Below are 20,188 nucleotides of genomic sequence, written 5' to 3'. Positions count from 1 at the left end.
ATGGAGGCGGTGCCCTGGGGTGCCTCGGAGAAACCGGATGCGGGGCGAAGGGGTCAGTCCACCAGCAGCGGGATGCGCATCTCGACCGGCGTCAGCGACCCGTGGAGCCCGACCAGGCGCAGCTCGTAGGGGAAGTCGACCGACGAGAACATCCCCCAGTCCTCGCGTGCGGCGGCGACGACGTCACCGAGGCGGGGCAGGACCGGCGCGCTCACCTCGCCGAACCAGCCGCAGGCGATCGCCTCGTCGCGGGTCACCACGAGCGCGGCGCCGCCGAGCAGCTCACGCCAGCGCGCCTGGACGTCGGCGACCGCACCCGCCGCGCAGTACACGTGCCGGAACCTGGCCTCGCCACCGATCAGCACCACCCCGTCGCGGTACGCCGGGTCCTCGTCGAGGTCGAGCCGACGCCCGGGCCCCGCGTCGACCATCCCGTGGTCGGCCACCACCACGAGGCGGGCTCGGGACGGCAGCGCGTCGCGCAGCTGCTCCGCCTCGGCGTCGATGATCGCGAGCTGCTGGAGCCACTGGGCCGAGGCGACGCCGTAGCGATGACCCGTCCAGTCCAGGTCGCCGTCGTACAGATAGGTCAGCGACGGGCTGGCCGCCGCGGCCGCGACCGCTCCGGCGACCCGCTCGCCGACCCGGTCGGCGTTGACCCACTCGCCACCTCGCTGCGCGGCGATGGTGAGGCCGGAGCCGCGGAACTCGCGCTTGTTGACCGTGGTCACGTGGACGCCCGCAGCCACCAGCGTCTGGAATCCTGTGGGGTGCGGCTGCCACTGGAGCGGGTCGATGTCCTTGTCCCAGAACAGCGCGTTGAGGAGCCGGTCGGATCCCGGCACCCGCGAGGTGAACCCCACGACGCCATGGGCGCCCGGCGTGAGGCCGGTGCCGAGGGACGTCAGGCTGGTCGCGGTCGTCGACGGGACCCCGGACGTGCCCACCGAGCCGTCGGTCAGGAGTGAGGAGAGGTACGGCGCGGCATGCGCGTGCGCGGCCAGGAGGTCGGCACCGAGCCCGTCGACGAGGAACACGACGTACGCCGGCGACTCGGGCAAGGCGAGCACCGGGACCTCGTCCCAGCCCGGGAGTCGCGTACCCAGCGCGGAGCTGACCGCCGGCAGGAGGTCGGCCAGTGACCTCCCGCCGTACGCCGGGTCGACGAACCCGTCGCCCGACTCGCTGCCCGCCCCTCTGTCCAACCCGGGCTCAGCTGTGGGTCCGGGCCGAGAGCGACTCCGCGAACGAGAGCAGGGACGGCACCGCGTCGGGGCCGTCCGCCGCGGCCGAGACGCGGATGGAGAAGTCGTCGGCGGACATGGTGCCGGTGTAGCCGTGGTCGGCGTCGCACTCCGGGTCGCCGCATGTGGCCGGCTCGAGGTCCAGACGCGACACGCCGCCCCAGCCGATCGTGAGCACCGCCTCGGCCGGCGGGGTCGGCCCGTCGGTCGGGTTGGTCACCATCCGGGTCACCACCACGGACTTCACCGAGCTCAGCGCGATCGCCTCGGTGGAGGTCGAGGTGTACGGCGCCGGCAGCATGTCGTCGCCCTCGTGCTCGTCGGTGTGCGCCAGGATCAGCCGGCTCGGCGTGAGCACCACCACGGTCAGGTGACGGCGTACCTCCTCACGCTCGAAGGTCGGCTCGTGGTGAACGAAGAACGACACGACGTCCTCACCGGCGACCGCCCGCATCACGCCGTCGGCGACGACCTCGGGGTAGTACCCGGTGCGGTCGATCGCCTCCTTCAAACCCTGCATGGGTCGAGTCTGTCACGAGGACGTCAGCCGGGGACCGCGTCCTCCACCGCGCCGCACCAGGGCAGCGATGCGTCAGGAGTCGATCACCAGCACGGGCACCGAGGTCCGGCCGGACAGGCACGTCGTCTGGTCCGCTCCCAGTGGATGACCGATGGTCGAGAGCTCTGCGTTGACCGTCAGCACCTGACCCAGCCGCACCCGTCCGAGGTTGCGGATGTCGGCGCCGCGTCCGCCGTCGATGATCTTCGATCCGATCGCGGCCTCGAGAAGTCGATCGCCGAGCACGAAGCAGCCGTGCTCGTCGACCCCGAGCCGTCCGCGCACGGGTACCGACGGGTGGTACTCGTGGGCGTCCCAGAGGAGTAGGACCGACCCGTGGTCCGCTCCCGGGGCCGGTGTCGGGAGCTCCAGCACTGGCGGCGGGCCGCTCTGGGAGGCAGAGCTCTGTCCGCCTCCCGCGCAACCAGCGACGAGCAGCATGAACGCGACGACAGCCACTGTTCGACCCAAATGAGGAGGCATTGGCGTGCTCAGCTCTCCTCTGCCGCGGACGGCATGCGCCGCACGAACCAGTCGGAGCGCGGGTCGGCGACGGGGTCGACCCGCGCGCGGGCGGTGAGCACCGTGCAGTGCTCGGCGCCGGCCAGTACGAGGGAGAGCTCGAGCGAGGAGATCTGGGGCAGGTCGTGCTGGAGCTGCGCGACGCGCGAGATCAGGTCCTCCACCGGCTCGATGTCGACCACCTCGGAGCCGCGGTAGCCGAACAGCATCGGCGAGGCCTTGATCTCGCGGGTCATCGCGTCCGGGTCCCGGGCGCCCAGGGGCGGGATGCGGTACGACCGGTCCTCGAGCAGCTCGGTGAGCGGCCCGGAGATGCCGAACGAGACGACCGGCCCGAAGAGCGGGTCCTCCATGCTGCGGATGCTGAGCGGCACGCCGGGCGGTGCGTTCTTCTGGACCACGAACCCGGCGCTCTCGGCGTCGTCGATGAGCGCGCCCAGGCTCTCCCAGGCGTCCTTCATCTCGGCCGGGCGGTCGATGTTGCGCCAGACGTGAGCGAGGTCGGGCCGCTCGCGCAGCCGGTCGGTGGTGGCCTTGAGGACGACGTCCCAGCCCAGGTCGCGGCCGGCCATGGTCGCCTCCCGCAGCGAGGAGACCGGCCGGGCCTCCCAGAGCGTGATGCCGTACGACGCCAGCAACGCGGCCAGGTCCTGCGACCCGAGCTCGGTGCCGTCGGGGTTGTCGACCAGCAGACGGTGCACCAGTGCCTTGGCCGCGACCGGGTCGATGTCACCCGGCACGACCGTCGGGCCGTTCGGGGTGCGCAACCACACGGCGTACTCGACGACGCGGGCCAGCGCGCGGACCGCCGCCTCCACCGCCGGGTACGACGGCACCGACCCGCGGCCTGCGGTGGATCCGGCCACGTCAGGCACCCGCAGCAGCTCCGGCACCCCCTCGGCTCCGAGGAACGACGAGACCAGCGGCTTGTCGGACTGCTCCCCCACCGCTGCCAGGACGTCCGCGACCTCGACCCCGGACACGTCGATCGGCGGGATGTAGACCGCGATCACCGCGTCGACCTCGGGGTCGTCGATGGCCGCGTCGAGGGCGTCCTCGAAGTCCGGCCCGGTCGCGTCCGCACCGAGGGCCACCGATCGGCTCACGACCAGGCCCACGGCTGCCGCGGCGTCGGCGGCCAGCAGCCCGATGGCGTCGGAGTTGCCCACGATCGCGACCCGGCGACCGCGCGGGAGCGGCTGATGGGCGACCAGCTGCGCGACGTCGAACAGCTCGTCCAGGGTGTCGACCTGGATCACGCCGGCCTGCCGGAACATCGCGTCGACGGCTTGGGGCGGAGCGCCGATCTTGCGGACGGCGTGCCCCATGGGGACGCCCTGGGTGGTGCGGCCGGACCGCATCGCGATGATCGGCTTGCGCAGCGAGACCCGCCGCGCGATGCGGCTGAACTTCCGCGGGTTGCCGATCGACTCCAGGTAGAGCAGCACGACCTCGGTGGAGCCGTCCTCCTCCCAGTACTGCAGCAGGTCGTTTCCGGAGACGTCGGCGCGGTTGCCCGCCGAGACGAACGTCGAGAGGCCGAGGCCGCGGTTGTAGGCCCGCTCCAGGATCGCGGTGCCGAGTGCGCCCGACTGGCAGAAGAACCCGGCGCGGCCGCGGGCGGGCTTCTGCGACGACAGCGAGGCGTTCAGGCTGACCCTCGGGTCGGTGTTGATGATGCCGAGCGCGTTGGGGCCGATCACGCGCAGGCCGTACGAGCGGGACAGCCCGACCAGGCGCCGCTGTCGCTGCCGGCCCTCCTCGCCGATCTCGGCGAAACCGGACGAGATGATGATCAGCCCGTGCACGCCCTTCGCGGCGCAGTCGAGCACGACGTCCTGCACCGACTCGGCGGGCACGGCCACGATCGCGACGTCCACGTCGCCGGGGATGTCGCCGACGGTCGAGTACGCCGGGAGGCCGGACACCGCCTTGGCCGTCGGGTTCACGACGTACACCCGGCCGGCGTAGTCGCCCATCACGAGGTTGCGCACCAGCGCCTGCCCGACGGTGTCCTGGCGGCGCGAGGCTCCGATCACGGCGACCGACTGCGGGTTGAAGAACTTCTCGATCGACGCGGCCTCGGCCCGGTGCTCGCGGCTCGACATCACCCCGATCGCGGTGTCGGTGGGCTCGATCGGGAACTCCAGCGTGATCACGCCGTCCTCGAAGCCGCTGACCAGCCGGTAGCCGGCGTCCCGGAAGGTCTGGATCATCCGGTGGTTGTCCGGCAGCACCTCGGCGACGAACCGCTCGATGCCGCGCTCGCGGCCCGCCTGGGCGAGATGCTCGAGGAGCAGCTGGCCGATCCCTCGCCCCTGCTGCGCGTCCTCGACCAGGAAGGCCACCTCCGCAACCCCCGGGGACGGGCTCTCCTCGGAACGGGCGGAGCCGGGTGCCGGCGGCGTGTCTCCCTCGTAGCTGCCGAGGGCGATCATCCGCTCCGACAACATCATCACGAACGCCACCCGGTGCACGTGGTCGACCTGCGTGAACCGCGCGACGTCCCGCTCGGACAGGTTCGGCATCGGGGAGAAGAACCGGTAGTACTTCGACTGGTCGGAGACCCGGCCGTAGAAGTCGACCAGGAGGTCAGCGTCGTCCGGCCGGATGGGCCGGATGTGCGCCGTCCGCCCGTCGCGGAGCAGCACGTCGGCCTCCCAGTGGCGAGGGGCGACGTGAGCGTCGGCGTCGGCAGCGGTCACGCACCGAATCTATCGGCCCCGCCGGGCTGCCGAGGTGACCGTCACGTCAACGGCGGAGGGCGTACCTCAGGTGCAGGACGCGCTCGCCCTGGATCACGACGTGCGGGTCCTCGAGGAGGATCTCGTCGGTCAGCGAACCGAGGAACTTCTTGCCCTCGCCCAGGAACACCGGCGCCAGGTCGATCGCGAGCTCGTCGGCCAGCCCGGCGGCGACGACCTGGCCGGCGACCTCACCCGCAGAGACGATCACACTGCCGTCTCCGGCGTGCTCGGTGGCCCGACGTACGGCGTCCTGCACCCCGTCGGTGCAGAACGTGTACGGCGCCTCCGGGTAGCGGCTCCGCCACTCGTCGGCGTCGTCGTGGTGCGTGACCACGAAGACGTGGTCACCCACGATCGGCCGGCCGCCCCAGCCGTCGACGAGATCGAAGAGGTGCCGACCGATGATCTGGCACTTCACGTCGTGGTGCTGGAGGTAGGCCGCGGACTGCTCCGAGACGTGGAAGGCGTGCTCCGGGTTGAACCGGAGCTCCACGTCGCCGGCCTCGTACCAGTCGAAGATCGGGCCCGGCATGTCGTCGGGACGGGCGACGTATCCGTCGAGCGAGGCGACGGCTTGGACGATCACGGTGGTCATGTCGCGGGATCCTCTCGTATTCAACTGATTGGTTGATCACACTCAAGCAGGATCGTCTCCTCTTTGTCAACCGTATGGTTGACTTCACGATGGCTCCTCCGCGCGGCGTGCCCCGCACCGGAGCGTCGGCGGCAGCGGGGAGAATGCGCCCATGGCACGCGGCAAGACCCGGCAGGACCTCCCCGACGACTTCGAGGAGCACATCCTCGACACCGACATCAAGCAGGAGATGGAGGCGTCGTACCTCGAGTACGCCTACTCCGTCATCTACTCCCGCGCGCTGCCGGACGCGCGGGACGGCCTGAAGCCCGTGCAGCGCCGGATCCTCTTCACGATGAACGACATGGGTGTCCGTCCCGACCGCGGCCACGTCAAGAGCGCGCGCGTGGTCGGCGAGGTGATGGGCCGCTTGCACCCCCACGGGGACGGCGCGATCTACGACGCCCTCGTGCGGATGGCGCAGCCCTGGGCGATGCGGCTGCCGACCGTCGACGGCCACGGCAACTTCGGCTCGCCCGGAGGCGACGACCCGCCGGCCGCGATGCGCTACACCGAGTGCCGCATGACCGCCGCCGCGGTGGCGATGACCGCGTCCATCGACGAGGACACCGTCGACTTCAAGCCCAACTACGACAGCCGTGAGCTCGAGCCGGTGGTCCTGCCCGCGGCCATCCCCCACCTGGTGGTCAACGGCACCAGCGGCATCGCGGTCGGCATGGCGACCAACATGGCGCCGCACAACCTGGTCGAGGTGGTCCAGGCCCTGCGCCATCTCGTCACCCACCCCGACGCCGGCCTCGACGACCTGATGCGCTTCGTCCCGGGGCCGGACCTGCCCACCGGGGGCATGATCGTCGGGCTCGACGGTGTCCGCGACGCCTACGACACCGGCCGCGGCACCTTCCGGATGCGTGCCACCGCCCGGGTCGAGCCGGTGGGCCGGCGCAAGGGCATCGTGGTCACCGAGCTGCCCTACGGCGTCGGCACCGAGAAGGTCTCCGAGCGGATCAAGTCGCTGGTGCAGTCCAAGAAGCTCCAGGGCATCGCCGACATCAAGGACCTCACCGACCGCGAGCACGGCCTGCGGCTGGTGATCGAGGTGAAGAACGGCTTCGTCCCCGAGGCGCTGCTCGAGCAGCTCTACCGGCTGACTCCCATGGAGGAGTCGTTCGGCATCAACAACGTCGCGCTGGTCGACGGCCAGCCGCGCACACTCGGGCTCAAGGACCTGCTCCAGGTCTTCCTCGACCACCGGTTCGACGTCGTACGCCGGCGCTCGACGTACCGGCGCCAGAAGGCCGCCGACCGGCTCCACCTGGTCGAGGGACTGCTGGTCGCGATCCTCGACATCGACGAGGTGATCCAGCTGATCCGCTCCTCGGACAACGCCGCGGCGGCCAAGGAGCGGCTGATCGGCGTCTTCGACCTGTCCGAGGTTCAGGCCGACTACATCCTCGACATGCCGCTGCGCCGGCTCACCAAGTTCTCCAAGATCGAGCTCGAGAAGGAGAAGGGCGAGCTCGAGCGCACCATCGAGGCGCTCGACGCGATCCTGGCCGACGACCACCTGCTGCGGAAGGTCGTCTCCGACGAGCTGGGCGAGGTGGCCAAGACGTTCGGCACGCCGCGGCGCACGGTCCTGCTTGAGTCGGCCGGCGTCACCGTCTCGGCGACCGCGGCTCCTCTCGAGGTGGCCGACGACCCGTGCTTCGCCTACCTGTCGTCGTCGGGGCTGCTCGCTCGGTCGAGCTCCGACGAGCTCCCCAGTGGCGACGGCCCACGCACCAACCACGACGTCATCGTCTCCGCGGTGCCCACCACCGCACGCGGTGAGATCGGTGCGCTCACGTCCCACGGGCGCGTCGTACGCCTCCAGGTGCTCGACCTGCCGGCGCTGCCGGCGTCTGCCAACCACCCCAACCTCCAGGGCGGGCTCCCCTTCGACCTGGTGCGCTCACTCCAGCCGGGCGAGCGGGTGCTCGCGCTGTGCGGGCTGCGCACCGACGGTCCCGGGCTGGCCCTCGGCACCCGGCAGGGCGTGGTGAAGCGGGTCAACGCCGAGGTGCTCGGCAAGGACGAGTGGGACGTGGTCGGGCTCAAGGACGGCGACGAGGTCGTCGGCGCGGTCGAGCTCCGCACCGGCGACGAGGAGCTGTGCTTCATCAGCTCCGACGCCCAGCTGCTCCACTTCAACGCCTCGGGCGTGCGACCCCAGGGTCGGAGCGGGGGTGGCATGGCGGGGATCAAGCTCGGTGGCGGTCAGTCGGTGGTCTGGTTCGGTGCGCTCGACCCGTCCTCCTCGGTCGTCGTCACCGCCAGTGGCTCGTCGACCGCGCTGCCCGGCACCGAGCCCGGCGCGGTCAAGGTCACGCCCTTCCCGGAGTACCCCGCCAAGGGCAGGGCGACCGGCGGCGTGCGCTGCCACCGGTTCCTCAAGGGCGAGGACGCGCTGGTCTTCGCCTGGGCGGGCACCGCTCCGGCACGCGCGGCGGCTGCCAGCGGGTCGCCGATCGACCTTCCCGAAGCGACCGGCCGTCGCGACGGCAGCGGTACGCCGGGGTCACAGCCGATCGCCGCTTGTGCCGGCCCGGCCCCGAGCCAGGTGTGACCTCGGGTGTGATCGAGCTGTGACAGGGTGAGCCCATGCCGAGACTCATCCTGCTGATCGCGGCCGTCGCGCTCGCCGTGACCGCGTGCGGTGGGAGCTCGTCCTCGCACGAAGACCCGGTCACCGCCCTGAAGACGGCCCAGCAGAAGCTCGAGCAGACCAGCGGGGTATCACTCACGCTCAGCACCGACGACCTGCCCGACGGCGTCCAGGGCCTCGAGTCGGCGTCCGGCACGGTGACCGACGCCCCGGCGTACGACGGGAAGCTCGGTGTGGTCACCCGGCTCGGCTCGTTCTCGGTGCCCGTCAAGTCCGTCGGGGGGAAGGTCTACGCCCAGATCCCCCTCACCCCCGGCTGGTCGGAGGTCAACCCGGCCGACTACGGCGCGCCGGACCCGGCGCAGCTGATCAGCGCCGACAGCGGTGTCCCGTCGATCCTCGCCGCGACCGAGGATGCCAAGCGCGGCAAGGACATCCGGGGCGGTTCCGGCAACCGCGAGGTGCTGTCGACCTACACCGGCACCGTGCCCGCCTCGGCCGTCGCCTCGATCATCCCGGGGGCGACCGGCGACTTCGACGCGACGTATGCGCTCACCCCGGACGACGAGCTCCGCCAGGTCTCACTGACGGGCGCCTTCTACGGACCGACCGAGAACACCTACACCCTCGTGCTCACCGACTACGGCACCAGCAAGGACATCACCGCCCCATGACCGCCTCATGACGGGCTCATGAGGGGCGGCCCCCGGTCGCTGCTCGGGCTGGCCGCCGTCGCGGTCGCGTTCGCCGCCGCCGACACGTATGTCGTCGTCCTCGCGCTGCCGGACATGATGGCGTCCGCCGGCATCCCGATCGACCAGCTCCAGCGCGGGGCCCCGATCGTCTCCGGCTTCCTGCTCGGATACGTCGCGATGCTTCCGCTGATCGGCCGGATCGCCGACCTGCGCGGCCGGGTCCCGGTGCTGATCGGGGCGCTGGTCCTGTTCGCCGTCGGATCGCTGGTCACCACCGTGGCGTACGACCTGCCGAGCGTGGTCGCCGGACGTTTCCTGCAAGGGGTCGGCGGCGGCGGTCTGGTCCCGGCGACCCTCGCGCTGGTGGCCGATCTCTACCCGACCGACCGCCGCGGCGTGCCGCTCGGGGTGGTGTCGGCCGTCCAGGAGCTCGGCAGCGTGATCGGGCCGTTGTACGGCGCGCTGATCCTGGCCGTCACCGACTGGCGGGTGATCTTCGGGGTCAACCTGGTCGTCGGGCTGGCGCTGGCGGCGGCGATCCGGTGGCTGCGGTTCGGCAGCAACTCGCAACCGACCGCACAGGACGCCGACCGACCTGCTCGAGGGTTGTCGGGACTCGACTGGGCCGGGGTCCTCTTCGTCCTCGTCGGGCTGGCGACGGCGGGACTGGTCGTCGTCGAGCCGACCTCCCTGGTCGCCGACGTCACCTGGGGCCGGCTGTTCATCCCGGTCACCGGGTCCACCCGCTGGCTGACCCCGCTCGGACTCGTGGCGCTCGTCGCAGCCCTGCTGTTCCTGGTGCGCTGCTGGACCGCCCGTCGCCCCCTCGTCGACCTCCGCGGCTGGTGGTCCGCCGCGCTCCGCGCCGACCTGCCCGGCGCGGTCTTCCTCGCCGCGGCGCTGGGCGGCGTGATCCTCGCCTTCGCCACGGCCGACCCGCGCGTGGAGGTGTTCGCCCCCCAGGGCTGGTGGTACCTGGTCGCCGCTGCCGTCGCCACCGGCGTGTTCGTCTGGCATCTCCGCACCGACGAGGCGCCGCTCGTGCCCCGCGGCGCACTGCGGCGCACCCCGGCGTGGGGCTCGCTGCTGGTCAGCTTCTTCGTCGGAGCCGCACTGATCGCCGCCCTCATCGACGTCCCGATCTTCGCCCGCACGACCGTGTACGCCGACTCCCAGGTGCTGGCGGCGCTGGTCCTGGTCCGGTTCCTGGTCGCCCTGCCCGTCGGAGCGGTCGTCGGCGGCTACCTGACCCGCACGTATGCCGCCGCCGCCGTCACCGCGGTCGGCATGGTGCTCGCGGCGTTCGGCTTCGTGCTGATGAGCCGGTGGGACGTCACCGCCCTCTCGGACTGGCCGGCGACGGTGCCGCTCGTCGTCGGAGGGTTCGGCTTCGGCCTCGCGCTCGCCCCGGTGAACGCCGCGATGCTGGCCGCGACGGACTCCGACGTGCATGGGCTCGCCGGCGCGGGCGTCGTGGTCTCCCGGATGATGGGGATGCTGGTCGGCGTCTCCGCCCTGACCACGATCGGGCTCCGGCGCTACTACGCCCGGGCCGGTGACCTCCCGCCCCCGCTGCAGGTCTGCGGTGGCACGACCACCCGGTGCGACGCCTTCGACCGTCTCCTGCAGCAGGCCGGGATCGCCCAGGAGCAGACTGTGTTCGCCGGTGCCGCCGTGTGCGCCCTGCTCGCGGCCGTCCTCGCGGTGGTGCTGTTCCGGGGCGTGGAGACCCGGGCGTTACCCTCGCGACCGTGGGTGGATCCGTGACACGGCCCGAGGACGACGAGTTCGGCGACCTGCTCGCCGCCAACGCGGCGTACGCCGACCACTTCGAGGAGGGCGGGTTCGACGGCGTCGCGCATGCCGGCGTCGCTATCGTCACCTGCATGGACTCGCGCATCGTGCCGCTCGCGATGCTCGGCCTGAAGCACGGCGACGCCAAGATCTTCCGCAACCCCGGCGGCCGCGTCACGCCGGAGGCGCTCGAGGCGCTCGTGCTCGGCGTCCACCTGCTCGGAGTCGACCGCGTCCTCGTCGTGCCACACACCCGCTGCGCGATGTCGTCCGCGAGCGAGGAGGAGCTCCACGAGCGCGTCTCCGCCTCCGCCGGGATCGACGCGTCCTGGCAGCCGTTCCACGTCGTGACCGACCAGCTCGCGGCCCTGGCGGAGGACGTCCAGCGCGTCCGGTCCCACCCGCTCATCCCGGAACGTGTCAAGGTCGGCGGCTTCCTGTACGACGTCGACAACGGCCGACTGACCCGGCACACTTGAGGATCGCCGAGCGTTTCGGCCGCGTCCGCGGGTATCCAGGCGGGCACGGCCACACTCCTCGATCCGACGGATTCAGGAAACGGACGTGATCGCTCGGCCGGGGGGATCCAGACGTGACGTTGCTCGAGAGGGAGTCGCAGCTCGGGTCGTTGCTCCAGTACGCCGGCGAGGCTCGCGCCCGCACGGGTCGCCTCGTCCTGATCTCCGGTGAGGCCGGGGTGGGCAAGTCCTCGCTGGTCGAGGAGCTGCAACGGCGGCTCCACGACGCCACCTGGGCCTGGGGCGCCTGCGACGGTCTGTTCACTCCCCGGCCGCTGGCGCCCCTGCACGACATCGCCCGCGAGATCGGCGGGAGCCTGCTGGAGACGGTGCGCGGCGCGGCCTCGCGCGACGAGATCTTCGACGCCGTGCTCCAGTGCGCTGCCTCGATGGACGGCCTCGTGGTGCTCGTGGTCGAGGACGCCCAGTGGGCCGACGAGGCGACGCTCGACCTGCTGCGCTTCCTGGCCCGTCGCGTCCGAGATCTGCCGGTCCTGCTGGTGGTGACGTTCCGAGACGACGCCCTCGCTCCCTCCGACCCCCTGCGGGTGGCGCTCGGCGAGCTCGCCGGGCAGCGGTGCACCCGGCGCATCGACCTCCCACCGCTCACGTCCGCGGGCGTCGCCCGCCTCGCGGAGGGCACGACGTACTCCCCGCACGAGCTGTACGCGCTGACCGGCGGCAACCCGTTCTTCGTGGTCGAGGTGCTCAGCGACGACCGCACCGAGGTGCCCGCGTCGGCCCGCGACGCCGTGCTGGCACGAGCCGCTCGGCTCTCCGACGCCGCCCGTAGCGCTCTGGACCTGGCGGCGCTCGACTCGTGGCGTGTCGACCCCGACCTGGTGGCACGCGCCGGCGGGCTCGGCCTCGAGGCGCTCGACGACCTGGTGTCGGCGGGGCTGATGCGGGCCGAGGGCTCAACCCTTCGGTTCCGCCATGAGCTCGCGCGACGCGCGATCGAGTCGGAGGTCCCCCCGCACCGGCGCCTCGCCGGGCACCAGGCGCTGCTCCACGCCCTGATCGACGTGGACTGTGACGACCACGCGCGGCTGGCCTATCACGCCGAAGAGGTCGGCGACGCCACACTCGTCGCCCGCTACGCCCCCTCGGCGGCGCGCCGTGCCGCCGAGCTCGGCGCCTACCGGGAGGCCGCGGCGCAGTACGAGCGGGCGATGAGGTTCCCGCCCGACGACCCGCGCGAGGTCGCCGGTCTCTACGACGAGTACGCCGACCAGCTCGCCCTGGTCGACAGCTGGACCCGGGCCGCCGAGGCGCGCGAACGAGCCGTGCACCTCTGGCACGAGCTGGGCGACGCCCGACGAGAAGGCTACGGCTACCGCAACCTGTGCTCGGTCTACTGGCGGCTCTGCCGAGGGTCGGAGTCCCGGGCTGCCGCGGACCGCGCGCTGGCCCTCCTGGAGCCGCTCGGGCCGGACCCGCAGCTGGCGCGGATGATCGGGCTCCATGCCTTCGAGGTCTGGCAGGACGAGCCGGAAGCCGGTTACGCACTGCTCCGGCGGGCCGTCGAGATGGCCGACGAGGTCGGCGCGCCGGCCGACCGCAGCGACATGCTGAACACACTGGCATACGGGGCGTTCCTCCACGGAGACGACTGGCGGCCTCCCATGGAGGAGGCGCTGCGGATCGCTCTGGAGGTGGGTGCCGAGGCACAGGTGGGTCGCGCCTACGCGAACGGCTACACGTTCTTCGGCGCCGAGTTCCGCTTCGCCGAGGGGGAGCGCTGGTGGCGCGACGGCATCGCCTACTGCGACGAGCGGGACATCACGACGTTCTCCAGCTGCCTGCGAGGCCACCGCGCCATCGCGTTGCTCGACCTGGGCCGGTGGGACGACGCCCTGCAGGTGGCGGAGCAGGTCCTGGCCACCGATGCGAGTCCCATCAACCTGCTCACCTCACAGGTGACCAAGGCCCTGGTCCTCGCCCGGCGGGGCTTGCCGGGCAGCGACGAGATCCTGGACGTGGCCGTGGAGGCGGCCGACGGTGTCGCCGAGGGAGACTGGATCGGGCTCACCCGGTTGGCGCGAGCCGAGCGACACTGGCTGGACGGCGAGGACGACGCGGCGACGCGCGAGATCCTCCGGGTCCGCGAGGTGCTCACCCAGCTGGAGCTGCGCCCGGACGTGGAGACCGCGGTCTGGGAGCGCAGGCTGCTCGGGGCGCCGCAACCCGTCCGCGAGCCACGTGAGCCGTGGGCCACCTGGCTCGCCGGGGACGTCGTGGCGGCAGCGGCCCGGTGGGACGCGCTCGGCTGCGGCTACCACGCCGCGATGGCTCTTCACGACTCCGACTGCGACGACCACCTGCGCGACGCCATCACCCGCTTCGAGGCCCTCGGCGCCGACGCCGCCGCCCGGCGTACCCGACGCAAGATGAAGGAGCTGGGCCACAGGGCGGTACCGAACGGAGCGCGCACGAGCACCCGACGACACCCGCTCGGGCTGACCCGCCGCGAGGACGAGGTGCTGCTCCTGGTCTGCGAAGGGCTGACCAACGAGGAGATCGCCGAACACCTGGTCCTCTCCACCCGCACCGTCGACCACCACGTCTCGGCGGTGCTGGGCAAGCTGGGCGTGAGCTCGCGCGGCGCGGCCGCCGCCCAGGCGCGACAGCGGGGCGTCGTCCCGGCCGGAACCTAGGCAGGTCGTCCCGTGGAACCTGGGTAGTTCACCCGATGAACCGCACCCCGTGCCGTTCCTACGGTGCTGCTGACGTCACCACGACGGTCATCAACCATCAGCCAGCACCAGCAAGGAGACAGCACATGCCGCTCTACATGGACGTGCACCACCTGGACGGCTCGGTCAACGCCGACGACGTCGCCAAGGCACACATGGCCGACCTCCAGATCCAGGACAAGTACGACGTGAACTACCAGCGCTACTGGGTGGACGAGTCCAACAACACCATCTTCTGCCTCGTCGAGGCGCCCTCGCCTGACGCCGCGAACACCGTCCACCGGGAGGCACACGGCCTCGTCGCGGACGAGGTCCATGAGGTCACGGAGGGATCGTGATGCGAACGACGCGCACCCTGGGAGGCATCGCGGTCGCCGTCGCCGCCCTCCTCGCTCCGCTGACGGCACCCGCCACCGCCGGGACCGCCCATCAGGTCGCGGTCGCCAAGGCCGCCACCCAGGACTTCACCCGCCCCGCGGCCGCGAAGAAGGCCGGCTACGGCCTCCTGAAGGACGCGGCCGGCATCGCCTGCATCGACATGAAGGGCATGGGCGGCATGGGCATCCACTACGCCAACGGCTCCCTCGTCGACGGCAAGATCCAGGTCCGGCACCCGGAGGCCCTCGTCTACCGGTTCGTGCGCAACGGCCACCTGAAGCTGGCGGCGCTGGAGTACCTGGTCACGCGCGCGGCGTGGCGGGCCAACCACCCGACCGGACGGCCGGAGCTGTTCGGGCACACGTTCAACTTCACGCCCGCGGGCAACCGCTTCGGGCTGCCGCCGTTCTTCTCGCTGCACGCCTGGCTCTGGTACGACAACCCCGCCGGGACGTACACGATGTGGAACCCGAGGGTGTACTGCCCCAAGGGCATCTGAGATCGACGACGACCTTCACCGTCACAAGGCTCGGTCGGGGCCGGCTGCGGACCTCCGCTCCCGGCCCGGGCCGAGCCGCCGGCGTTCCGTGTCGGTGATCACCCGGTCCGGAACCGTTCGAGGTCGGCGTCCCGGACCGTCAGCCCGAGGCCGGCTCTGCTCCGGTCCGGGCGCAGGACACCGCCGCTCTCCGGCGACAGCACACCGTCGAACGCGAGACCCTCGATGCGCACGTGGTCGTGGAAGTACTCCAGGTGCCGCAGGTGCCAGATCGCGGTCCCTACGTGCGCGCTGACCTGCGGTGCACAGTGCAGTGAGAGGTCGAGCGACTGCGCGTCGCAGAGTGCGGCGACGCGCAGCACGCCGCTGATCCCCAGGGCGCGGGTGGGGTCGGCCTGGAGGCAGTCGACGGCGCCGGCGGCCAGCATCTGCTCGAAGTACGGCAGGTGGTAGCCGTACTCCCCTGCGGTCACATCCATCCCCGCGGGTCCACGGTCTCGCACCAGCCGCAGCCCCTCGAGGTCGTCGGAGCTGACCGGCTCCTCCAGCCAGCGGACGTCCTGCTCGGCGAACCGCCCGGCCCAGAACAGCGCCTGCTTGCGGCTGTAGGCGCCGTTCGCGTCGACGAAGAGCTCGACGTCGGCACCGATGGCACGCCGAGCCACGTCGACGCGGTGGGCGTCGCGTGCGGGATCGCGGCCGACCTTCATCTTCACGCGAGGGATCCCGGCCCCCACCCAGTCGGAGAGCTGGTCGGCGAGCTGCTGGTCGTCGTACGACGTGAAGCCCCCGCTCCCGTAGACCGGCGTCGCCTCGTGCACGGCGCCCAGCGCCTCGACCAGGGGTACGTCGCGCAGCCGGGCGCACAGGTCCCACAGCGCGATGTCCACGGCCGAGATCGCCTCGGCCACCAGGCCGGGCTTCCCCAGGTTTCGCACGGCGTGCTGCATCACCGCCCAGGACGCCACCGGGGTGAGGGCGTCGCGGCCGCTCACGACGCCGGCGAGCTTGCCGGTCACCACCTCGGCCGCCGCAGCATGGGCGTAGGTGTAGCCGATACCGACCTGGCCGGCGGCGCGACACCGCACCAGGACCAGCGTGGTGGAGTCCCACGACAACGTTCCGTCCGACTCGGGCGTCTCGGTGGGGATCTCGTACGCCTCGGCCTCGACCGACTCGACAGGTAGCTCGGGTGAGGGGGGCGCGTCTGCTCGATGCTCGGGTTCAGACGTCATGTCAATAAGTACCCGGTGGGCCAGGCAGAAACACATCGCAATCCGAGACGACAGGTGCACAGCCATGCCGCTGACCGCAGACTTCATCCTGGACCGCCTCAAGGAGTGGGGCACCCATCGCATCTACGGCTACCCCGGGGACGGCATCAACGCGTTCCTGGGGGCGCTGGATCGCGCCCAGGAGGATCCCCAGCTGATCCAGCCTCGTCACGAGGAGATGGGCGCGTTCCTGGCGACCGCGCACGCCAAGTTCGGCGGCGGCATCGGTTGCTGCATGGCGACGGCGCCATTCACCTCCTGAACGGCTTTTACGACGCCAAGCTCGACCACCAACCGGTGGTAGCGGTCATCGGCCAGCAGAAGCGCCTCTCTCTGGGCGCGGCGTTCCAGCAAGGAGATCGACGCGAACACCCTCTACAAGGACGTCGCGTCCGCTCCGCTACACCGTGCAGCCCCAGCGGGAACGGCCCCCACGGCGCCAGGATCTGAGCCCGGACAGTTCTGCGCCCCGCTGACCCCGGCGGAGCATCTCAACGGGGCGCACGTCGGCGGCTGGCCCAAAGGGTCCACTCAACCGCTGCGCGGGATCCTTTCCCCGTCGTGGCTCATTCAAACCACGCAGCTCCCCTGGCCAGGAGGACCCTGCCGGATGACCGTTGCGTCGCGGACCGGGAAAGTTGGGCAGGTCGTCCTCGAGAACCTGGGTAGTTTGCCCGATGACGCCCGGCCTCGGTGTTCCTAGCGTTCTGGTCACGGTCGAACCCGACCGACGAATCGAAGGAGACAGCCGATGCCGCTCTACATGGACGTGCACCACATCGACGGCCCGGTCAACGCCGACGACGTCGCCAAGGCCCACATGGCCGACCTCCAGATCCAGGACAAGTACGACGTGAACTACCAGCGCTACTGGGTGGACGAGGTCAACAACACCATCTTCTGCCTCGTCGAGGCGCCCTCGCCGGACGCCGCGAACACCGTCCACCGGGAGGCACACGGACTCGTCGCCGACGAGGTCCACGAGGTCAAGGAGGGATCGTGATGAACCGGCGACTCTCGCTGGCCGCGGCCTCCGCGTGCCTCGCTCTCGCCGGCGCTGGTGGGGCGTACGCCTCCGCCGCTGCCTCACCGGCCTCCCCGACGGCGGGCAAGCAGCTCGCGGACATCCGGGCTGCGACCGCGCCGTACCACAGCCTCGCGGCCGCGCAGGCCGCCGGCTGGAGCGGTCTGTTCCAGGACGTGAACGGGTTGACCTGCATCGAGGACACCGATACCCCGTCGATGGGCGGGATGGGCTACCACTGGGTCAACGGCGCCAACATCGGCTCGACCGACCCGCTGGAGCCGGCCGCCCTGATCTATGCCCCGACCGCCGGTGGCGGCGTCCGCTTCGCCGGGATGGAGTACCTCGTCCCCGACCCGAACGGCGACGTACCTCAACCCTTCCTCAACGGCGTGGGCTTCATGTACACCCCGCCCAACAACCGTTTCCTCGGCCCGACCGGCTTCTGGTCGCTGCACGTGTGGGCCTGGGACCACAACCCTACGGGCACGTACCAGATGTGGAATCCGAAGATCAGCTGCCCGTGACCTCTGGCTCTCCGGGGGGATCGCTGCGCCGCCGGACACCTGGCCACAGGGAGTCCGGCGGTCCGGCGTCATGGCCGCGGATCACGCGGCGACGGCCTCACCGGATCAGACGTGATCAGGCGTCGAGCGCCTCGACGTCGACGTCGTACGCCCCCTGGACGAGGAACTCCTTGCGCGGCGCGACGTCGGAGCCCATCAGCAGCTCGAAGACCTCCGAGGCGTCCTCGGCGTCGTCGACGGTGATCCGGCGCAGGGTGCGGTGGCGCGGGTCCATGGTGGTCTCGGCCAGCTGCTTGGCGTCCATCTCGCCGAGCCCCTTGTAGCGCTGCACGGGGTCCTTCCAGCGCAGGCTCTTCTTGGCCAGCTCGGCGAGCTTCCGCTGCAGCTCGGGGTCGGAGTAGGTGTAGACGTACTTGTCCATCCCCTTCTTGGGGTTGGTCAGCTCGATCCGGTGCAGGGGCGGCACGGCGGAGTAAACGCGGCCGTCGGCGATCAGGTCAGGCATGTACTTGAAGAAGAGGGTGGCCAGCAGGCACCGGATGTGGGCGCCGTCGGAGTCGGCGTCGGCCATGAAGATGATCCGGCCGTAGCGGCGGGCCTCGAGGTCGAAGGTGCGGCCGGACCCGGCTCCCACGACCTGGATGATCGAGGCGCACTCGGCGTTCTTCAGCATGTCGCCGACCGACGCCTTCTGCACGTTGAGGATCTTGCCGCGGATCGGGAGGAGTGCCTGGAACTCGGAGTTGCGGGCCAGCTTGGCGGTGCCGAGCGCCGAGTCGCCCTCGACGATGAACAGCTCGGTGCGCTCGTTGTCGGTGGCCCGGCAGTCGGCGAGCTTGGCGGGCAGCGCCGACGACTCCAGGGCGTTCTTGCGGCGCTGGGTGTCGCGCTGCTGACGTGCGGCGAGCCGGGTCTTGGACGCCCCGACCACCTTCTCCATCAGCAGCCTGGCCTGAGCCTTCTGGTCGCGCTTGGTCGAGGTCAGGAACTTCTTCAGCTCCGCCGACACGACCTTGCTGACCACCGAGCGCACGGCGGGGGTGCCGAGGATCTCCTTGGTCTGGCCCTCGAACTGTGGCTCCGCCAACCGGACCGTGACGACGGCGGTCATCCCCTCCATCACATCGTCCTTGATGACGTTGTCGTCGTTGACCCTGAGCGCCTTGGTCGCCCGCATCACCTCGTTGAACGTCTTGGTGAGCGCGGACTCGAAGCCCGAGACATGGGTGCCGCCCTTCGGGGTGGCGATCACGTTGACGTAGGACCGCATCTCGCTGTCGTAGCCGGTGCCCCAGCGGATGGCGATGTCGACCCCCAGCTCGCGCTCGACCTCCTGCGGGGTCATGTGCCCCTTGTCGTCGAGCAGGGGAACCGTCTCGGTGAACGTGTCGGTGCCCTGCAGCCGCAGGATGTCGGTGACCTTCTCGTCGTGGGCGAGGAACTCGGTGAACTCCGCGATCCCCCCGTCGTGCCGGAACTTCTCCTCCACGGGCTGGTCGCCGCGCAGGTCGCGGATCACCAGCTCGAGGCCCGGCACGATGAACGACGTCTGGCGGGCGCGCCCGATCAGTCCCTCCCACTCGAACTCGGCGTCCTTGGTGAAGGTCTGCCGGTCGGGCCAGAACCGGATGCGGGTGCCGGTGCGGGTCTTCGAGACCCGGCCACCCTTGCGGCTGAGCCCGGACTTCTGCGTGAACGACGCGGTCGGGCCGTCGCCGTCGAACACGCCGGGCACGCCGCGCCGGAAGCTCATCCCCTGCTGGGACGGGGTGCGGTCCACGTCGACGTCGAGCCGGGCCGACAGGGCGTTGACGACGGAGGCACCCACGCCGTGCAGGCCGCCGGTCGCGACGTACGACGACCCGCCGAACTTGCCGCCCGCGTGCAGCTTGGTGAAGACCACCTCGACGCCCGGGAGCCCGGTCTTGGGCTCCTTGTCCACCGGGATGCCGCGACCGTGGTCGTGCACCTCGGCCGAGCCGTCAGGGTGCAGGGTCACCTCGATCAGGTCGCAGGCGCCGGCCAAGGCCTCGTCGACGCCGTTGTCGATGATCTCCCACAGGCAGTGCATGAGGCCGCGGGTATCGGTCGACCCGATGTACATGCCCGGGCGCTTGCGCACCGCCTCGAGCCCCTCGAGGACGAGGAGGTGCGCTGCGTTGTAGGTGTTGTCGGCGATCGTGTTCTCCTGCGGCGGTCGTGCTCGTCGGGACCTCGACCCTACCCGCGACACGCCGGGCCCCGGCGCAGGCACGCTGCCGGTGTGGACAGGGGCGCTGCTCTACCGTGGCGACATCACGAACCGGACAAGATTCCTTTGTCGATTCCGGCATTTTGAACCGAAGCAGCGCACGAAGCGTCACACTCAACAGCACAGATTTCGAGGTCACGACCACGGCGTTCCGGGGAGTGGAAAACGTCGCTCCCGAGACTCCTGGACGTGATGGGATCACGTGTCGGACGACACGT

The 20,188-nt window shown here is 71.0% G+C and carries 17 protein-coding genes; 10 read left to right on the top strand and 7 right to left on the bottom strand.

What is annotated here, in order from left to right:
- Window positions 1-53: 53 nt before the first annotated feature.
- From VGK78_RS17305 to VGK78_RS17285, 5 genes are all read right to left on the bottom strand, one after another.
- Window positions 54-1,205 carry a nucleotide pyrophosphatase/phosphodiesterase family protein gene (locus tag VGK78_RS17305; protein ID WP_331528970.1) on the bottom strand — a complete coding sequence of 384 codons (1,152 nt, stop codon included), beginning with the start codon at window positions 1,203-1,205 and terminating at the stop codon, window positions 54-56.
- Between the two features lie 7 nt (window positions 1,206-1,212).
- Window positions 1,213-1,764, bottom strand: coding sequence for a DUF5998 family protein (locus VGK78_RS17300; RefSeq protein WP_331528969.1), 552 nt, complete (start codon window positions 1,762-1,764; stop codon window positions 1,213-1,215).
- Window positions 1,765-1,836: 72 nt separating this feature from the next.
- The gene (locus VGK78_RS17295; protein WP_331528968.1) at window positions 1,837-2,262 is read right to left on the bottom strand and encodes a hypothetical protein; all 426 of its coding nucleotides are present in this window, start codon (window positions 2,260-2,262) and stop codon (window positions 1,837-1,839) included.
- Window positions 2,263-2,294: 32 nt separating this feature from the next.
- The gene (locus VGK78_RS17290; RefSeq protein WP_331528967.1) at window positions 2,295-5,030 is read right to left on the bottom strand and encodes a GNAT family N-acetyltransferase; all 2,736 of its coding nucleotides are present in this window, start codon (window positions 5,028-5,030) and stop codon (window positions 2,295-2,297) included.
- Between the two features lie 46 nt (window positions 5,031-5,076).
- Window positions 5,077-5,667 (bottom strand): dihydrofolate reductase family protein, encoded by a 591-nt coding sequence (locus tag VGK78_RS17285; protein ID WP_331528966.1) that lies wholly within the window; start codon window positions 5,665-5,667, stop codon window positions 5,077-5,079.
- Window positions 5,668-5,818: 151 nt separating this feature from the next.
- On the opposite strand from VGK78_RS17285, the gene VGK78_RS17280 reads away from it, so the two are divergent.
- The 7 genes from VGK78_RS17280 (at window position 5,819) to VGK78_RS17250 (ending at window position 14,894) form a co-directional block, all read left to right on the top strand.
- Window positions 5,819-8,275, top strand: a complete 2,457-nt coding sequence (locus tag VGK78_RS17280) for a DNA topoisomerase IV subunit A (protein ID WP_331528965.1) — start codon at window positions 5,819-5,821, stop codon at window positions 8,273-8,275.
- A gap of 35 nt (window positions 8,276-8,310) precedes the next feature.
- Complete coding sequence (locus tag VGK78_RS17275; RefSeq protein WP_331528964.1) at window positions 8,311-8,988, top strand: LppX_LprAFG lipoprotein; 678 nt, start codon at window positions 8,311-8,313, stop codon at window positions 8,986-8,988.
- An 18-nt stretch (window positions 8,989-9,006) separates the two neighbouring features.
- Complete coding sequence (locus VGK78_RS17270; protein WP_331528963.1) at window positions 9,007-10,776, top strand: MFS transporter; 1,770 nt, start codon at window positions 9,007-9,009, stop codon at window positions 10,774-10,776.
- Window positions 10,773-11,282, top strand: a complete 510-nt coding sequence (locus tag VGK78_RS17265) for a carbonic anhydrase (RefSeq protein WP_331528962.1) — start codon at window positions 10,773-10,775, stop codon at window positions 11,280-11,282. The genes VGK78_RS17270 and VGK78_RS17265 overlap by 4 nt, the downstream gene beginning before the upstream one ends.
- 113 nt (window positions 11,283-11,395) lie before the next feature.
- Window positions 11,396-13,978, top strand: a complete 2,583-nt coding sequence (locus VGK78_RS17260; protein ID WP_331528961.1) for an ATP-binding protein — start codon at window positions 11,396-11,398, stop codon at window positions 13,976-13,978.
- Between the two features lie 125 nt (window positions 13,979-14,103).
- Window positions 14,104-14,355: a DUF4242 domain-containing protein gene (locus VGK78_RS17255; RefSeq protein ID WP_331528960.1), complete on the top strand. Its 252-nt coding sequence runs from the start codon at window positions 14,104-14,106 to the stop codon at window positions 14,353-14,355.
- Window positions 14,352-14,894: a hypothetical protein gene (locus VGK78_RS17250; RefSeq protein ID WP_331528959.1), complete on the top strand. Its 543-nt coding sequence runs from the start codon at window positions 14,352-14,354 to the stop codon at window positions 14,892-14,894. The genes VGK78_RS17255 and VGK78_RS17250 overlap by 4 nt, the downstream gene beginning before the upstream one ends.
- Before the next feature lie 98 nt (window positions 14,895-14,992).
- Here VGK78_RS17250 and VGK78_RS17245 read toward each other — a convergent pair whose 3' ends face one another.
- Window positions 14,993-16,129 carry an enolase C-terminal domain-like protein gene (locus VGK78_RS17245; protein WP_331528958.1) on the bottom strand — a complete coding sequence of 379 codons (1,137 nt, stop codon included), beginning with the start codon at window positions 16,127-16,129 and terminating at the stop codon, window positions 14,993-14,995.
- Between the two features lie 64 nt (window positions 16,130-16,193).
- Between VGK78_RS17245 and VGK78_RS17240 the strand changes: the two genes are divergently transcribed.
- From VGK78_RS17240 to VGK78_RS17230, 3 genes are all read left to right on the top strand, one after another.
- On the top strand, window positions 16,194-16,430 hold the full coding sequence (locus VGK78_RS17240; protein WP_331528957.1) for a thiamine pyrophosphate-binding protein: 237 nt from the start codon (window positions 16,194-16,196) through the stop codon (window positions 16,428-16,430).
- A gap of 489 nt (window positions 16,431-16,919) precedes the next feature.
- A complete protein-coding gene (locus tag VGK78_RS17235; protein ID WP_331528956.1) occupies window positions 16,920-17,171 on the top strand; it encodes a DUF4242 domain-containing protein in 252 nt (83 codons plus the stop codon).
- Window positions 17,171-17,719 (top strand): hypothetical protein, encoded by a 549-nt coding sequence (locus VGK78_RS17230; protein ID WP_331528955.1) that lies wholly within the window; start codon window positions 17,171-17,173, stop codon window positions 17,717-17,719. The genes VGK78_RS17235 and VGK78_RS17230 overlap by 1 nt, the downstream gene beginning before the upstream one ends.
- A 115-nt stretch (window positions 17,720-17,834) precedes the next feature.
- Here the strand turns inward: VGK78_RS17230 and VGK78_RS17225 are convergent, their stop codons facing one another.
- Entirely contained in the window at window positions 17,835-19,898 is a 2,064-nt protein-coding gene (locus tag VGK78_RS17225; protein WP_331529058.1) for a DNA topoisomerase IV subunit B, read from the bottom strand.
- Window positions 19,899-20,188 lie beyond the last annotated feature (290 nt).

It is taken from the genome of Nocardioides sp. (assembly GCF_036503465.1).
In the GTDB taxonomy this organism is placed as follows: Bacteria; Actinomycetota; Actinomycetes; order Propionibacteriales; family Nocardioidaceae; genus Nocardioides.
This window is presented reverse-complemented; position numbering and strand designations above follow the sequence as displayed.

Bases quoted from the DNA above. Each gene is read 5' to 3' on its own strand.
- VGK78_RS17300 (WP_331528969.1), bottom strand. From the start codon at position 1,764: ATGCAGGGTTTGAAGGAGGCGATCGACCGCACCGGGTACTACCCCGAG.
- VGK78_RS17285 (WP_331528966.1), bottom strand. From the start codon at position 5,667: ATGACCACCGTGATCGTCCAAGCCGTCGCCTCGCTCGACGGATACGTC.
- VGK78_RS17280 (WP_331528965.1), top strand. From the start codon at position 5,819: ATGGCACGCGGCAAGACCCGGCAGGACCTCCCCGACGACTTCGAGGAG.
- VGK78_RS17275 (WP_331528964.1), top strand. From the start codon at position 8,311: ATGCCGAGACTCATCCTGCTGATCGCGGCCGTCGCGCTCGCCGTGACC.
- VGK78_RS17270 (WP_331528963.1), top strand. From the start codon at position 9,007: ATGAGGGGCGGCCCCCGGTCGCTGCTCGGGCTGGCCGCCGTCGCGGTC.
- VGK78_RS17255 (WP_331528960.1), top strand. From the start codon at position 14,104: ATGCCGCTCTACATGGACGTGCACCACCTGGACGGCTCGGTCAACGCC.
- VGK78_RS17245 (WP_331528958.1), bottom strand. From the start codon at position 16,129: ATGACGTCTGAACCCGAGCATCGAGCAGACGCGCCCCCCTCACCCGAG.
- VGK78_RS17240 (WP_331528957.1), top strand. From the start codon at position 16,194: ATGCCGCTGACCGCAGACTTCATCCTGGACCGCCTCAAGGAGTGGGGC.
- VGK78_RS17235 (WP_331528956.1), top strand. From the start codon at position 16,920: ATGCCGCTCTACATGGACGTGCACCACATCGACGGCCCGGTCAACGCC.
- VGK78_RS17230 (WP_331528955.1), top strand. From the start codon at position 17,171: ATGAACCGGCGACTCTCGCTGGCCGCGGCCTCCGCGTGCCTCGCTCTC.